The 13,880-nt window shown below is 70.5% G+C and carries 12 protein-coding genes and 1 tRNA gene; 4 read left to right on the forward strand and 9 right to left on the reverse strand.

Annotated elements, in window-relative coordinates:
* Positions 1-700 precede the first annotated feature (700 nt).
* Complete coding sequence (locus Q4A22_RS07015) at positions 701-922, forward strand: hypothetical protein (protein ID WP_303178073.1); 222 nt, start codon at positions 701-703, stop codon at positions 920-922.
* Between the two features lie 24 nt (positions 923-946).
* Here Q4A22_RS07015 and Q4A22_RS07020 read toward each other — a convergent pair whose 3' ends face one another.
* On the reverse strand, positions 947-1,693 hold the full coding sequence (locus Q4A22_RS07020; protein WP_303178074.1) for a 1-acyl-sn-glycerol-3-phosphate acyltransferase: 747 nt from the start codon (positions 1,691-1,693) through the stop codon (positions 947-949).
* Positions 1,694-1,787: 94 nt separating this feature from the next.
* Entirely contained in the window at positions 1,788-2,570 is a 783-nt protein-coding gene (locus Q4A22_RS07025) for an SDR family oxidoreductase (RefSeq protein WP_303178075.1), read from the reverse strand.
* Positions 2,571-2,763: 193 nt separating this feature from the next.
* Here Q4A22_RS07025 and Q4A22_RS07030 point away from each other — a divergent pair, with 193 nt between their 5' ends.
* A complete protein-coding gene (locus Q4A22_RS07030; RefSeq protein ID WP_303178076.1) occupies positions 2,764-3,417 on the forward strand; it encodes a TetR/AcrR family transcriptional regulator in 654 nt (217 codons plus the stop codon).
* Here Q4A22_RS07030 and Q4A22_RS07035 read toward each other — a convergent pair.
* From Q4A22_RS07035 to Q4A22_RS07045, 3 genes are read right to left on the reverse strand one after another with little or no spacing between them, the layout of a single operon-like run.
* Entirely contained in the window at positions 3,414-4,694 is a 1,281-nt protein-coding gene (locus Q4A22_RS07035) for a DUF4032 domain-containing protein (RefSeq protein WP_303178077.1), read from the reverse strand. The two genes, Q4A22_RS07030 and Q4A22_RS07035, sit on opposite strands and share 4 nt — an antisense overlap.
* Before the next feature lies 1 nt (position 4,695).
* A complete protein-coding gene (gene otsB / locus Q4A22_RS07040) occupies positions 4,696-5,655 on the reverse strand; it encodes a trehalose-phosphatase (RefSeq protein WP_303178079.1) in 960 nt (319 codons plus the stop codon).
* Positions 5,648-7,228 (reverse strand): trehalose-6-phosphate synthase, encoded by a 1,581-nt coding sequence (locus Q4A22_RS07045; protein ID WP_303178081.1) that lies wholly within the window; start codon positions 7,226-7,228, stop codon positions 5,648-5,650. The genes otsB and Q4A22_RS07045 overlap by 8 nt, the downstream gene beginning before the upstream one ends.
* A gap of 293 nt (positions 7,229-7,521) precedes the next feature.
* On the opposite strand from Q4A22_RS07045, the gene Q4A22_RS07050 reads away from it, so the two are divergent.
* Positions 7,522-8,406 carry a thioredoxin domain-containing protein gene (locus Q4A22_RS07050; protein ID WP_303178083.1) on the forward strand — a complete coding sequence of 295 codons (885 nt, stop codon included), beginning with the start codon at positions 7,522-7,524 and terminating at the stop codon, positions 8,404-8,406.
* A 113-nt stretch (positions 8,407-8,519) separates the two neighbouring features.
* Here Q4A22_RS07050 and Q4A22_RS07055 read toward each other — a convergent pair.
* A tRNA-Thr gene (locus Q4A22_RS07055) sits at positions 8,520-8,593 on the reverse strand.
* Between the two features lie 170 nt (positions 8,594-8,763).
* Between Q4A22_RS07055 and Q4A22_RS07060 the strand changes: the two genes are divergently transcribed.
* Complete coding sequence (locus Q4A22_RS07060) at positions 8,764-9,267, forward strand: ferritin (protein ID WP_303178085.1); 504 nt, start codon at positions 8,764-8,766, stop codon at positions 9,265-9,267.
* A gap of 101 nt (positions 9,268-9,368) precedes the next feature.
* On the opposite strand, the gene Q4A22_RS07065 is transcribed toward Q4A22_RS07060, so the two are convergent.
* The 3 genes from Q4A22_RS07065 to Q4A22_RS07075 all read right to left on the reverse strand — a co-directional run bounded on the left by Q4A22_RS07065 (position 9,369) and on the right by Q4A22_RS07075 (position 13,767).
* The gene (locus Q4A22_RS07065) at positions 9,369-9,971 is read right to left on the reverse strand and encodes a TIGR03085 family metal-binding protein (RefSeq protein ID WP_303178087.1); all 603 of its coding nucleotides are present in this window, start codon (positions 9,969-9,971) and stop codon (positions 9,369-9,371) included.
* A 110-nt stretch (positions 9,972-10,081) separates the two neighbouring features.
* Complete coding sequence (locus tag Q4A22_RS07070; RefSeq protein WP_303178089.1) at positions 10,082-12,025, reverse strand: ABC transporter ATP-binding protein; 1,944 nt, start codon at positions 12,023-12,025, stop codon at positions 10,082-10,084.
* Positions 12,022-13,767 (reverse strand): ABC transporter ATP-binding protein, encoded by a 1,746-nt coding sequence (locus tag Q4A22_RS07075; RefSeq protein WP_303178091.1) that lies wholly within the window; start codon positions 13,765-13,767, stop codon positions 12,022-12,024. The genes Q4A22_RS07070 and Q4A22_RS07075 overlap by 4 nt, the downstream gene beginning before the upstream one ends.
* Positions 13,768-13,880: the final 113 nt, after the last annotated feature.

Below are 13,880 nucleotides of genomic sequence, written 5' to 3' on the forward strand. Positions count from 1 at the left end.
CCACACCAGGAATGGTGTGGGGCCTCCCCGCATTTAACAGGCCACAGCAGGGTGCCACACCCGGGCCCGACCCGGCCCGGGGTGTGCCAGGTGTGGTGGCAGGCCAGGCCGGGGCCCGGGTGCAGGACCGCGGGTGGGGGTGCGGGACCACGCACCGGTCTGACAGCCTCCCGCCGGTCGAGCCCCCCCCCGCTGGCCTAGTTCTTCCCCGCCAGAAGACCCTTCATAGGCACCGGTCACCCGCACGGCCGGGTAGCAAATCCCAAGAGAATCACCCTCGAGTTCTTCAAGGCTTTGGGGCTGCACGCCTGACTCGGGCCGCAGGACGTGGCGTACTACGCAGTGGCAACCACCTGGATGGTGTGGAACATGCCGGTGGGCATACTGCTCACCGGTGCGCGCATCATCATCTACGACAGTGTCTCCACGCACGGTGGCCCGGACAAGTCCTTCGAGCTTGTCGCTCGCCACCGCGCGATCTTCCTCGGCGCGGGTGCCGGTGTCCTGGCGATGGCCCAGCGGGCCGGTGTCAGCCCGAACGGGACGATGGACCTTTCCGCCTTCGACATGTTCCCCGGCGTGCGACGGCAGGGTGACTGGGTCACACAGCTGCACGAGGGCCCGTTCATCGTGGACGGCCGTCCGGACTCCACCATCGGAGGATCTTCCCCGCCGCATCGTCGGGGCCATCCGGGATCAGGTGTCCCCGCGCTACGTCCCGGACGAGATCATCGAGGCGCCTGCCGTCCCCCGAACCCGCACGAGCAAGCTCATGGAGATGCCCTTCAAGAAGCTCTTCCAGGGTGCGGACCCCGCCACGCTGAACCGTGCGACGGCCGAGGACGCCGAGGTTCTGGACTGGTACGCGGACACCGCTCGCGCGCACGCGGCGGAACGCGCACGGAAGCGGGACCGCGGTTGAGGGGAGCGGCGCGGACTAAGGTGCTCAGTCCTGGATGCGGTACCGGTTGGCCGCGTAGAGGGCGCGCACGGCGGCTTCGATGCGCTCGTTGAAAGCGGCGGCCTTCTCGTTGCTGCGTGCCCGCAGAGGAGCGCCCACGGCGACCACCACGGGTGGGCGGCCGCGGCGGGGCCAGCTGGCGCCGCGCGGCATGGCCTCGTGGGCCCCGATGAGGGCGACCGGCACCACAGGCACTTGGGTGGACAGTGCCAGCGAGGCGGCGCCCACCTGGAACGGCGCCATCTTCCCGGTCTTGGAACGGGTTCCTTCGGGGAAGATGAGCAGCGGTACGCCGGCGGCCAGCAGCTTCTTGGAGAGCCCACGGTTGGCGCCACCGCCCCGCCGGTCCACGGGGAAGGCGTTGAACACGAGCTGCGTGAAGACCTTCTTGTACCACTTGGTGAAGAAGTAGTCCGCGGCCACTCCCGTGGCGAGGTCCCGGGAGATGTAGCGGGGGACGCCACTCATCACGAGGGGTGCGTCCAGGTGGCTCGAGTGGTTGGCTACGACCACGCACGTGCCCTTGACCCCGTACGCGGCAGGGTCCACCACGTTCGTGCGGGTGATGGTGCGGTTGACCAGACCCCGGAAGAAGACCCCCTGCACGATCCTGCGGAGGAGCCGACGCACGGGCTGCGTGTAGTGGGCGGCGGTGAGGTCTGCGGAGGCTGCCGGGGGCGCGGAAGGGGTTGGTTCCTGCTGCCCCGCGGATCCCTCCAGCGAGTCAAGCACGCGGGGGTGCGGTTGGGCGGGCGCGTGGGGGCGACGTCGTCCGCTCGGCTCCGCTGATCGGTTCGGCGTGGGGTCCTGTGAGGGTGCCACGGGCTCAGGCCTGGATCTCGCGGCGTCGGATGCCCGAGATCTGGCGGGAGATCCAGTGCACGGCGGGACGGGGGAGGTGGCGGACAGCCGTGGCCATCACCTTGTAGCGCAGGGTGGGCACGGAGAGCACCTTGCCACGGGCCACGTCCGCGAGAGCTTCCTCCACGAGCCGGTCCGCGTCCAGCCACATGAAGTCCGGGATCGAGGAGCCGGAGATGCCCGCGCGGCTGTGGAACTCGGTTCGCACCCAGCCGGGCACCAGGGCAGTCACGTGCACGCCGGTGCCGTGCAGCTCCACGGCGAGGGACTCCGTCATGCTCGTGGTGTACGCCTTCAGCGCCGAGTACTCGCCCATGGTCACGTACCCGGAGACGGAGGAGACGTTGACGATCCATCCTGTGCCGCGCTTGACCATGGCGCGTGCGGCGGCCCCGGAAAGGCGGGTGACGGCCGCGCCCATCACGTCGAAGCCCTTCTCGTGCTGGCTGAAGTCCTCGGCGGTGTAGGGAGTCTTGACGGAGAAGCCCGCGTTGTTCACGACCATGTCCACGGGGTGCTCGGGATCCTCGATCCGCTTCGCGACGCGGTACAGGTCCTCCCGCACGGACAGGTCCGCGGTGAGGGTCTCCACGTGCACGCCGTGCTCTGCGGTGAGTTCCTCCGCGGTCCGGGTGAGACGCGTCTGGTCCCGCGCCACCAGGACGAGGTCGAAGCCCCTGCGGGCGAGGGATCGTGCGAACGCGGCACCGATGCCTGACGTCCCACCGGTCACGAGAGCGGTAAGCATGACTCTAAGATACACTACGGTCCGCGTAGCACAGGCCCCTGGTGCGCGGCGGCAGGGGCCCAGGCGCTGGGCCATCGCGGCGTCCCGTGCCCGGCCCCGCCCGCCCCGTCCGGTACCCGGGCGCCTCCGGGAACCGGAGGATCAGAGCATGGGCCCCGGGCGCCGCGTGACGAGCAGCGGAAGGAACTGAGGCATGGGCGTGGAGAAGCCTGCGGAGCAGGTCGTGGAGAAGTCCATGGAGAGGGCAGCCGTGGACCCCCGCACGGCACGCACCGACCGCAAGATCGTGGCGGGAACCCTGCGGCTGCTGCGTGAGGGCGGACCGCAACGGGTCACCATCGAAGCGGTCTCAGCCCTGACCGGTGTGGCGAAGACGTCCATCTACAGGCGCTACGACAACAGCGCCCAGCTGCTCGAGGCCGCCCTGGAGCACGTGGGCGACGGGACCGAGACGTTGCCCCGGGACGCCACGTGGGAGCAGGCGGTCACGGCGGCCGTGGAGCTGCTGCTGCAGGACATGGGGGTGGGAGTGGCCATCACCCTGCTGCAGGAACCCGACTCCGCCACCTCCCGCGTGCTGCGCTCCTCGGTGGTGCGCCCGCGCACGGAGGCACTTCGCGCGGTGCTGGTGCGTGAGCAGCAGATGGGCGCGATCCGCCCCTCCGCAGACCTGGACACGGTGGTGGACTTCATCCTGGGAGCTGCCTACGCCCACGTGGCCCGCTACGGGTCCCTGGACGAGGGGTGGGCCGAGCGTGTTCACCGCACCCTCGTGGACCAGATCGCCGCGGTGCCCGGAGCCACGGAAGTCTCCGAGGGGTCCGCCGACCGCCCCGCAACCGCCTAGAACACGTCCCGTTCGTCCGGCCGCTGCGCCAGGTAGGACCTCACGTAGTCCTCCGCCGCGGTCTCCGTGGGAATGTCCTTGCGGGCGTCCTCCGACATGAACCAGCGGTGCTCCAGCACCTCGTGGACGATCTGGGCTGGTTCGCGCTTGCGCCGCAGGTCGGCAGGGATCGCGGACATGATGGGCACAAAGATCTCACGCATCCACAGCTGGGCGGTGAGGTCCTCGGGCAGCCCGGGGTAGAGGGCGCGCCCGAACTGGTCGATGTCCGTAAGGATCCGGCGCGCCTGGTTCTCCTGGGTGTTCAGCCCCGTCAGGTGCAGCAGCCTGCGGCTGTGGTGACCCGGTTCCACCACGCGGGGGCGCAGGTGGACGCGACCGGCGTCGTCGGAGTCCAGGGAGGCCTCCTCCACGTCGAAGCCGAGCTCGTTGAGCCGCTGGACCCGTTCCTGGACCCGCCAGCGCTCGTCCACGGTGAAGATCTCGGTGGCGGTCAGCTGCTCCCACAGCCCGTTGTAGGTCTCCCCGAGCCGTTCCGAGATCACAAAGGGGTCCACGGACTCCGGGGCCACACCCGCCTCCGCAAGACGCCGTTGCATGTGCTCCCCGGCCAGCAGGTCCATGACCTCGCCGGCCACGTTGGTGCGGGCGAGGTCGATGTCGTACTCGCGCTGCCCCCGGGAGAGCCTGGGGTGCAGCTCACCGGTCTCGGCGTCCACGAGGTAGGCGGCGAACGAGCCCGCGTCCCGGCGGAACAGCGTGTTGGACAGGGACACGTCCCCCCAGTAGAAGCCGGAGAGGTGCAGCTGGACGATCAGCAGGGCCAGAGCGTCCACGAGCCGTTCGATGGTGTCCGGGGAGGGCACCTGCTCGAAGATCGCCCGGTAGGGCAGGGAGAAGCTGAGGTGGTCGGTCACCAGCGCGGCGGGCAGCTCCTGGCCGTCGGGGGAGTAGCGGTCCGTGACCACGGAGTCCGGCACCACGGACGGAGTGCCCATGCGCTGCAGGGTGCGCAGCAGGCCGTACTCGCGGCGCGCGTAGTGCGCGGTGGTCTCCTTCACGGCCACGACACGCTCGCCCACGCGGGCGAAGCGCACCACGTGCCGGGAGATCCCACGGGGGTACGCCGCGAGCACCTCGGGCGGCCAGTCCTCGAGAGGCAGGTCCCACGGCAGCTCCAGCAGGCCGGGATCCGGGAACGCGGTATTGATGGACACGCGGCGGGCGGTGTGCGGGGGGTGCGACGCCGCGGCGTCGGGATTCGGGGGAGTGGCCATCTCAGTCGGTGTCTCCCGCGGGACCGGCTGCGATCGGCGCTGCGGTGCCAGGCCCACCAACCGTTCCAGGTTGCACGGTGCGGGCGCGCAACCTGGCGAGGGTGGCGAGCGTGGCGGTGAACGCGGCGGGATCCGCCACGCGCCACGGAGCCACGGTCTCCTTGTCTCCCACCTTGATGCCCACGTCCCGGGGGCCGAGGACCGCGAGGGCGTCCTCGTCCGTGACGTCGTCCCCGGCGAACACCGTGACGTCCGGGTGCACCGCGCCGCGGATGACGGCGAGACCGTCCCCCTTGGTGGCGCTGAGCACCGAGCTCTCGACCACCTGCTGGCCGGGGGTCACGCGCAGTCCGGGGAGGGCGGAGTACGCGGCGGCCACCTCGGCGAGCGCGAGCTCCGCGAGCTCTGGGTCCTCGACGGGGCGGGTGTGCAGCGCCACCCCTGCGGGCTTGCGCTCCGTGAGGGACCCCGGGTACCGCCGGGCCACGGCCTCGGTGGCCGCGACGGCACGCTCCAGCAGATCCAGCTGCGGCCCGCTCAGGGAGATGTCGACGCCGCCCGCCCCGCCGGCCGCCGTGAGGTCTACCTCGGCGCCGTGGGAGCCGGAGAGCACCATGCGGCGGCGGGGGTCCACCACCGTGCGCAGGAACTCGAGCGGGCGCCCCGAGACCACGGCCACCGTGGTGCGCGGCAGCTGCGCCAGGACGTCCAGCGCCTCCTGCGCCTCGGGCAGGGGACGGGAGTCCGCGGGGTCCTCGGTGAAGGGCGCAAGGGTGCCGTCGAAGTCCAGTGCCACGAGCAGCGTGGAGGCTGCCGCCGCTGCGGCCAGGGCCTCGGTCAGGTCGCCGGGACGGTCCGCTGAGGCCCCGGAGGGGCGCGGGGCCGTGGGGGTCCTGCCGGTGGTTCCGGGCGCGGATGCTCCGCCCGCCGCGCCGGCCCCGTGACTCGTGCGCTCAGTCATCGTGGTCCTCCCGGGTGCCCGCGTCCGGGGCGTCGGAGTCCCGGCCGGGCTCGGTGGTCGACGCGGAACCGGAACCCGGGCCGGAAGCCGCCGCGGCGGCGTCGTCCGTGTCCGCGGGCCGGGAGTGGGATGCCAGGTCCTCCAGGAAGCGGTGGGACCAGTCCACCACGTCGTGGGTGAGGACCTGGCGGCGCATGGAGGTCATGCGCTTGCGGACCTCCGGGGCGGGCATGTCACGGGCCCGCAGCATGGCCTCCTTGAGACCGTCGATGTCGTGCGGGTTCACCAGCACGGCCTGCTTGAGCTGCTCCGCGGCTCCTGTGAACTCGGAGAGCACCAGCACCCCGGAGCCGTCCTGGCGGGCCGCCACGTACTCCTTGGCCACCAGGTTCATCCCGTCCCGCAGCGCCGTGACGAGCATGACGTCCGCGGCCAGGTACAGCGCGACCATCTCCTCGAACGGGTAGCCGTGGTGGAGGTAGCGGATGGCCGTGTGGGAGATGGTGTCGTACTGGCCGTTGATCCGGCCCACCATCCCCTCCACGAGCTCGCGCAGCTGGCGGTAGGAGTCCACGCGCTCGCGGGAGGGGCTGGCCACCTGGATCAGCACGGAGTCCTCCACGGAGAGCTCCCCGTCGTGCAGCAGCTCGCCGTACGCCTTGATGCGGTGCCGGATGCCCTTCGTGTAGTCCAGGCGGTCCACGCCCAGGAACACGGTTCGCGGGTTCCCCAGCTCCTCCCGGATCTCCCGGGCCCGGGCCTGGACGTCCGGGTTCTCGGCGAGCTCCTTGATGGAGTCCACGTCGATGGAGATGGGGTACGACGCCGCGTTCACCGTCCACGAGGTCTCCGAGCCGTCCGCGGTGCTCTCGCTGAAGCGTGCGCTGCCCTTGGTGAACTGCACCCCCAGGTACCTGCGCACGCAGCGCTGGAAGTTCTGGGCGTCCCCGGGCCGCTGGAAGCCGATCAGGTCCGCACCCGTGAGGCCCTCCAGCACGGCGCGGCGCCACGGCAGCTGGGAGAAGATCTCGGTGGGAGGGAACGGGATGTGGTTGAAGAAGCCGATCGTCACGTCCGGGCGCAGCCGGCGCAGCATCCGGGGCACGAGCTGCAGCTGGTAGTCCTGCACCCACACGGTGGCGCCCCGCGAGGCGGTCTCCGCCGCCATGCGGGCGAAGCGCTCGTTCACCCGCCGGTAGGCGTACCACCAGGTGCGGTGGAACTCGGGGGGTGCGATCACGTCGTGGTAGAGCGGCCACAGGGTGGCGTTCGAGAACCCCTCGTAGTAGCGCTGCACCTCCAGCTCCGAGAGCGCCACCGGGACCAGGTGGAAGACGTCGTGGTCGAAGGGCTCCAGGGTCTCGTCCGGCGCCCCGTGCCAGCCCACCCACGCGCCCTCGCGCTGCGCCATGACGGGTGCCAGGGCGCTCACCAGGCCGCCGGGGGAGCGGCGCCACGTGCTGCTGCCGTCCTCGGCCACGTCCCGGTCCACGGGCAGCCGGTTGGAGACCACCACGAAGTCGTAGCCCTCCCGCGGGACGGTGACCTCTTCCAAAGACTGTTCTGCGCTCATGCTGGCATCCTTCCCGGGGGCGGCGTGTCCCGACCAGTGTATGTGCGCCCGGGTTCCGCCCCCCCGGCCCCCGGCCCCCGGCCCGCGGCGGGCGGCGGCGCGGAGGTGAGGTGCGGCGCGGCTGAGTGGGGGCCGTGCGGCGTCGTCGTGCGTCACCGGTGTGCGGCAGGGGGGGGGGCTGCGCGGTCAGGGATTTCCGAGACGGGCGAGTCGAGACGGTGATCCCGGCCGGGTACCCTGGGCACCACGCAACGACAGCCCCGTCACCCCCACCGGAAGGACACCTGGCCCCCATGGCTCCCACGAAGAAGACCGCAGGATCCTCGGCCACGGACGCCAGGGAGCGGGCCCGGCAGATCGCCGACAAGCAGTCCCGCCGCTCCAACGGCAGGCCGCTCGGACTGATCCTCGGGATCGTCGCGCTGGTGCTGGTCATCGCGCTGATCATCGGCCTGGTGATCTGGCAGAACAGCAAGGGCAAGATTCCCGACGCCGGGCCGGTCCCCGCGAGCGCCAACCAGTACGGCGGCATCACGGTGACGAAGGACGGGATCGCCCAGAACACCTCGGACGTGAAGGAGCGGGACCTCGCGACCCTGCCCGAGGCCCCGGACCAGGCGGACACCTCCAAGACCCCGCTGGGCATCGTGGACGAGAAGAAGGCCGCGAGCAACGGCAAGCCCGTGCAGCTCGTGATCTTCCAGGACTTCGAGTGCGTGCACTGCGCCGACTTCGAGAAGGAGAACGCGGACACCATCAAGAAGGCCGTGGACGCCGGGGACGTGGAGGTGGAGTACCGCAACCTCAACTTCCTGGACCGGGCCACCGCGGACCAGTACTCCTCCCGCGCCGCGAACGCCGCCTACTACGTGGCGGAGCAGGTCAGCAGCGACCAGTACATGGAGTACGCCCAGGAGGTCTTCTCCCACCAGGGCACCGGCGGACTGAGCAACCAGGAGCTCGCGGAGATCGCCGGCAAGCACGGTGCCACCGTCACCGCCGACGACCTGGACGAGAACACCTACCGCCCCATGGTCAACGTGGACACCCGTGAGTCCGTGACCAACGGCGTGGCCGGCACGCCCACGATCTACGTGGACGGCAAGCGCTACGGCGAGGGCAGCTTCTCGGACGTGCTCAAGAAGGCGATCGACGCCAAGAAGGCCGCCAAGAAGTGAAGTAGGGGCTCGGCGCCCCGGCACGGCGGGACCCCCGGTGGAGACGATCTCCCACCGGGGGTCCTTTTCTGCCTGCGCCCGCCCCAGGACGACGCCGTCCGCGGGCCTCTCGGAGCCCCCTGCCGGATTCGAACCGGCGACCCTCTGTTTACAAGACAGATGCTCTGGCCAGCTGAGCTAAGGGGGCCTGCCCGGTCGCGGGGACCGGGTGGACCGCTCCATGGTACTGGGCCGGGGCCCCCGGCGCACGCGGCGGGCAGACGTGGCCCGGCGGCGTCGTCCCGGGGCGTGGCAGACCCGTGGTGAGGCAGGCATAACTCACTATCCCCGGCGCGGGAAAAGTGCTTCCATGAAGCCATGGAAATTCGAGGCGCATTCGCACAGGCAGTCAACGACCAGATCACCATGGAGCTGCAGGCCAGCGTGGTGTACCGCCAGCTGTCCATCCAGATGGAGGTGGCCAGCCTCCCCGGTTTCGCGCAGTGGTTCCGTGCCCAGGCACAGGAGGAGGTCACCCACGCCGAGAAGTTCATCGACCACATGGTGGACCGCGGCGGTCAGCCCCAGATCGAGGACATGGCGAGCCCTCGCATCGAGGACACCTCTGTGCTGGGCTGCTTCGAGGCGGCGCTGGCCCACGAGCGGAAGGTCTCCGAGTCCATCCGCGGCCTGTACCGCCTGGCCCAGGAGGAGGGGGACATCGACGCCATGCCCCTGCTGCACTGGTTCATCTCGGAGCAGATCGAGGAGGAGGCCACCGTGGAGGAGATCTGCGACCAGGTGCGCCTGGTGCACAACGACGGCCCGGGCCTGCTGCGACTGGACAACGAGCTGGGCGCCCGCGAGGTCGAGGCGGAGTGAGCCCGGCGCGGCCGTTCACCTGAGCCGCGCACACGGAAGAGGCCCGCACACTCCGGGGTGTGCGGGCCTCCGCCACGGGTACCGACGGCACCGGAGCAGGACTACTCCTGGGTGATCTCCACAGCGGCCTGCTCGCGGCGGCCGAAGGCCCACAGCAGCAGCTCCGAGGGCTCACCGCGCACGATCTTCACCTTCCGTGCGTTCTTCTTGCCGCCGCGCACCGAGCCGAAACCGGCCGCGAGCAGCACCACGGACTCGTCCTCCTTGCGCAGCATCATGGACCCGCCGAAGGAGAGCATGGCCCACAGGGCCTTCTGCTCGTCGTTGAGCAGCTGCCGGGGGTGCCACTGCGGCTGGGCGCGGCGCACGTCCTCGTGGTGGACGAAGAACTCGCCCGTGTTCATGCGCTTGTCCAGCGCGGACCAGCGTCCGGGGGAGTGCAGCGGCGGGCGCTCCACGAGGTTCACCAGCTCCTCCCAGGGCAGCTCCCGGTACTCGGAGTCCACGGTCTTCGCGTGTGCGCCCAGCAGGGGCAGCTTGGGCGCGAACATTCCGGGGACGGCGTCCGGACGGGCGTCCCTGATGGCCAGGTGGACGGCGAGGTCCCGGGTGTTCCAGCCCTCGCACAGCGTGGGCGCGTCAGGGCCCACGCGGCGCAGCAGGGCGGCGAGGTGGCGGCGTTCGACATTGGCGAAGTTGGTCACGAGAACATCCATTCTGTGGGGTTGACCTTCAGCACCACGGTAGAGCCGCTCGGCCGTTCCCGCCACCAGGATGGCGCGTGCGACGGCGCCCGGGGCGCCCGGGCGCCGGCTCAGGTGGCGGGCCCGTCCGCGGAACCCCCATCCGGTGCGGCGGAGTTGAACTGGGCCTCGTAGAGGGCGGCGTACGCGCCGTCGGCCTCGACCAGCTCCGCGTGGGAGCCCTGCTCCACGATCCGCCCGGACTGCATCACGAGGATCGTGTCCGCGTCCCGGATGGTGGACAGCCGGTGGGCGATCACGAAGGACGTGCGCTGCTCGCGCAGCGCCGCCATGGCCTTCTGCACGAGGAGTTCTGTGCGCGTGTCCACGGCGGAGGTGGCCTCGTCCAGGATGAGCAGCGAGGGCTGGGACAGGAAGGCCCGGGCAATGGTGATCAGCTGCTTCTCCCCGGCGGAGACCGATGAGCCGTCCTCCGAGATGACCGTATCGTAGCCCTCCGGCAGGGCCCGCACGAAGCGGTCCACGTAAGTGGCGCGGGCCGCCTCGAGCACCTCCTCGTCGGTGGCGTCCTGGCGACCGAAGCGGATGTTCTCCCTGATGGTGCCGTGGAACAGCCACGCGTCCTGCAGCACCATGCCCACCTGGGAGCGCAGGTCGTCGCGCGCGAGGTCCCTGATGTCGATGCCGTCCAGGGTGATGCGCCCGGCGTCGATCTCGTAGAAGCGCAGGACCAGGTTCACCAGGGTGGTCTTGCCTGCCCCCGTGGGCCCCACGATCGCCACGGTCCGTCCGGGCTCCACCCGGAACGTGAGGTCCTCGATCATGGGGCGCTCGCCGCGCGCCAGGCCCGCCTTGTCGTAAGAGAAGTCCACGTGCTCGAAGCGCACCTCGCCGCGCAACCGCTCGGGCAGGTGTGCGGTGGGCAGCTCCGGCTCCTGCTCGGTCGCGTCCAGCAGCTCGAACGTGCGTTCCGCGGAGGCCACGCCGGACTGCAGCTGGGTGGCCATCCCCGCCAGCTGGGACAGGGGCTGGGTGAACTCCCTGGAGTACTGGATGAACGCGGTGGCGTCCCCGAGGCTCAGCTGGCCCGTGGCCACGCGCAGCCCGCCCATCACAGCGATCCCCACGTAGGAGAGGTAGGAGACGAACTGCATCACGGGCATGATGGTCCCGGACAGGAACTGGGCGCCGAAGGCCGCTCGGTAGAGCTGCTCGTTGCGCTCGTCGAACTGGGCCTGGGACTGCGCCTGGCGGCCGTAGGCGTGAACCAGCTCGTGGCCGGAGAAGGACTCCTCGATGTGGCCGTTGAGCTCACCGGTGGCCTGCCACTGCTGCTTGAACATCTTCTGGGACCGGGTGCCGATCACCCCGGCGGCCACCGCGGACAGCGGCAGGGCTACGAGCGCCACCAGCGCCATCTGCCACGAGACCACGAACATCATGACCAGGATGCCCACCACGGTGAGGGCCTGCTCCACCAGCTGGGAGAAGGTCTGCTGCAGGGCGGTCTGGATGTTGTCCACGTCGTTGGTCACCCGGGACATCACGTCTCCGCGCCGGCGGGTGTCGAAGTAGGAGAGGGGCAGGGCGTTGAGCTTGCGCTCCACCTCCTCCCGCAGGTCGTACACCACTCGCATGACCACGCGGTTGAGCACGTATCCCTGCAGCCACATGAGGAACGAGGCCAGGGTGTACAGCGCGAGCACGGTGAGGATCAGGGTGCCCAGCCGGGAGAAGTCCACGCCCTGTCCCGGCACCAGGTGCATGGCGGAGACCATGTCCGCCATGGTGTCCTGGCCCTGCGCCCGCATGCCGGCCTCCACCTGGGCCTGCGTGGTGCCCGCGGGCAGGGATTTTCCGACGACGCCCGCGAAGATCACGTCCATGGCGCGCCCCAGCACGCGCGGCGCCCACACGGTGAGCGCCACGGAGGCCACCACGGCCGCGACCACCAGGGTGAGGGCGGCCCGGTGCGGGGCCATGAGCTTCACCAGCCGCACGGTGGAGGGCCAGAAGCGCTGCGGCTTCCGGGCCGGTTCCTGTGTCTCGCTCACGCGTCGCCTCCAGTGGTCTGTTCGGCCGAGAGCTGTGACGTGACGATCTCCCGGTAGGTCTCGCTCTGGGCGAGGAGCTGCTCGTGGGTGCCGCGGTCGATGATCCGTCCGTGGTCCAGGACCAGGATCAGGTCCGCGTCCACGATGGAGGAGATCCGCTGCGCCACGGTGACGACCGTGGCGTGGCGGGTCACCGGGCCCAGCGCCGCGCGCAGCCGGGCGTCCGTGGCCACGTCCAGCGCGGAGAAGGAGTCGTCGAAGACGTAGACCTCCGGGCGGGCTACGAGGGCGCGTGCGATGCTGAGCCGCTGGCGCTGCCCGCCGGAGACGTTGGTGCCGCCCTGCGACACGGGGGAGTCCAGGCCCTCGGGCATCTCGCGGACGAAGTCCTCGGCCTGGGCAACACGCAGGGCCGCCCACAGCTCCTCGTCAGTGGCGTCCTCGCGGCCGAAGCGCAGGTTGCTCGCCACGGTCCCCGCGAACAGGAAGGGCCGCTGCGGCACGAGGCCGATCCGCCCGGCGAGGTCCTCCGGTGCGTAGTCCCGCAGGGAGACACCGTCCAGCAGCACCTCCCCGCTCACGGGGTCCAGCAGGCGGGGGATGAGACTCACCAGGGTGCTCTTCCCGGAACCCGTGGCGCCCACCACCGCCACCGTGCGCCCGGGCTCGGCGGAGAAGCTGATCCCGTCCAGCACGGGGTCCTCCGCGCCGGGGTACTGGAAGGTGACGTCGCGGAACCGCAGCCGCCCCTCGGGACGCGGCGTCGGTGCGGGCTCCCGAGGGGGGTGCATGCTCGGCTCGGTGTCCAGGACCTCGGTGATGCGCTCGGCGCACACCACGGCCCGGGGGATCATCATGAACATGAAGGTGGCCATCATCACCGCCATGAGGATCTGCAGCATGTACTGCAGGAACGCGGTCAGTGCGCCCACCTCGATCTGCCCCTGGTCCACCCGGTGCCCGCCGAACCACAGCACCGCGGCGGTGGCCAGGTGCATGACCATGTTGATCACCGGGAACAGCAGCACGAAGAGGGACCCGATGCGCAGGGAGATCTCCGTGAGGTCCTGGTTGGCGCGCCGGAAGCGCTGCGTCTCGAAGGGCTCCTTGACGAAGGCCCGGATGACCCGGATGCCGGTGATCTGCTCCCGCAGCACGCCGTTGATGGTGTCCAGGCGTTCCTGCATGGTGCGGAACCACGGCATGAGCCGTGAGACCACGAATCCCAGCAGCACGCCCATGACCGGGATGGAGACCCACACGAGCCAGGACAGCCCGGGGTCCTCCCGCACGGCCATGACGACGCCGCCGATGCACATGATGGGTGCCATCACCATGAAGTTCAGGCCCATGAGGGTGAGCATCTGGATCTGCTGGACGTCGTTGGTGTTGCGGGTGATCAGGGAGGGGGCGCCGAAGGTCCCGACCTCCCTGGCGCTGAACGTGGCGACCTTGCGGTAGACGTCCGCCCTCAGGTCCCGCCCCTGTCCGACGGCGGTGCGGGCCCCGCACCACACGGCCGCGACCGCCGCCACCACCTGGCCCAGGGCCACGGTGAGCATCACGGCTCCCGTGCGCCAGATGTAGTCCGTGTCCCCGCGGGTCACGCCGTTGTCGATGATCCGGGCGTTGAGGCTTGGCAGGTAGAGGGAGGCGATCGTGGAGAGCAGCTGGAAGACGAGGACGCCCACCACCCAGGGCAGGTACGGACGGAGGGACGTGCGCAGCAGACGCAGCAGCATGGTGATGGATCCTGACGCAGAACGGCGGGGGCGGAGCCGGTGACGCGCCCAATATACGTGGCGCATCACGGGGAGGCGGCGCCGATGTGGGATGGGGGCTGGAAAAACCACAC

Origin of the sequence: Kocuria sp. (assembly GCF_030530945.1) — a bacterium.
Lineage (GTDB): Bacteria > Actinomycetota > Actinomycetes > Actinomycetales > Micrococcaceae > Kocuria.

Bases quoted from the DNA above. Each gene is read 5' to 3' on its own strand.
- Q4A22_RS07025 (WP_303178075.1), bottom strand. From the start codon at position 2,570: ATGCTTACCGCTCTCGTGACCGGTGGGACGTCAGGCATCGGTGCCGCG.
- Q4A22_RS07030 (WP_303178076.1), top strand. From the start codon at position 2,764: ATGGGCGTGGAGAAGCCTGCGGAGCAGGTCGTGGAGAAGTCCATGGAG.
- Q4A22_RS07035 (WP_303178077.1), bottom strand. From the start codon at position 4,694: ATGGCCACTCCCCCGAATCCCGACGCCGCGGCGTCGCACCCCCCGCAC.
- otsB (WP_303178079.1), bottom strand. From the start codon at position 5,655: ATGACTGAGCGCACGAGTCACGGGGCCGGCGCGGCGGGCGGAGCATCC.
- Q4A22_RS07045 (WP_303178081.1), bottom strand. From the start codon at position 7,228: ATGAGCGCAGAACAGTCTTTGGAAGAGGTCACCGTCCCGCGGGAGGGC.
- Q4A22_RS07050 (WP_303178083.1), top strand. From the start codon at position 7,522: ATGGCTCCCACGAAGAAGACCGCAGGATCCTCGGCCACGGACGCCAGG.
- Q4A22_RS07060 (WP_303178085.1), top strand. From the start codon at position 8,764: ATGGAAATTCGAGGCGCATTCGCACAGGCAGTCAACGACCAGATCACC.
- Q4A22_RS07075 (WP_303178091.1), bottom strand. From the start codon at position 13,767: ATGCTGCTGCGTCTGCTGCGCACGTCCCTCCGTCCGTACCTGCCCTGG.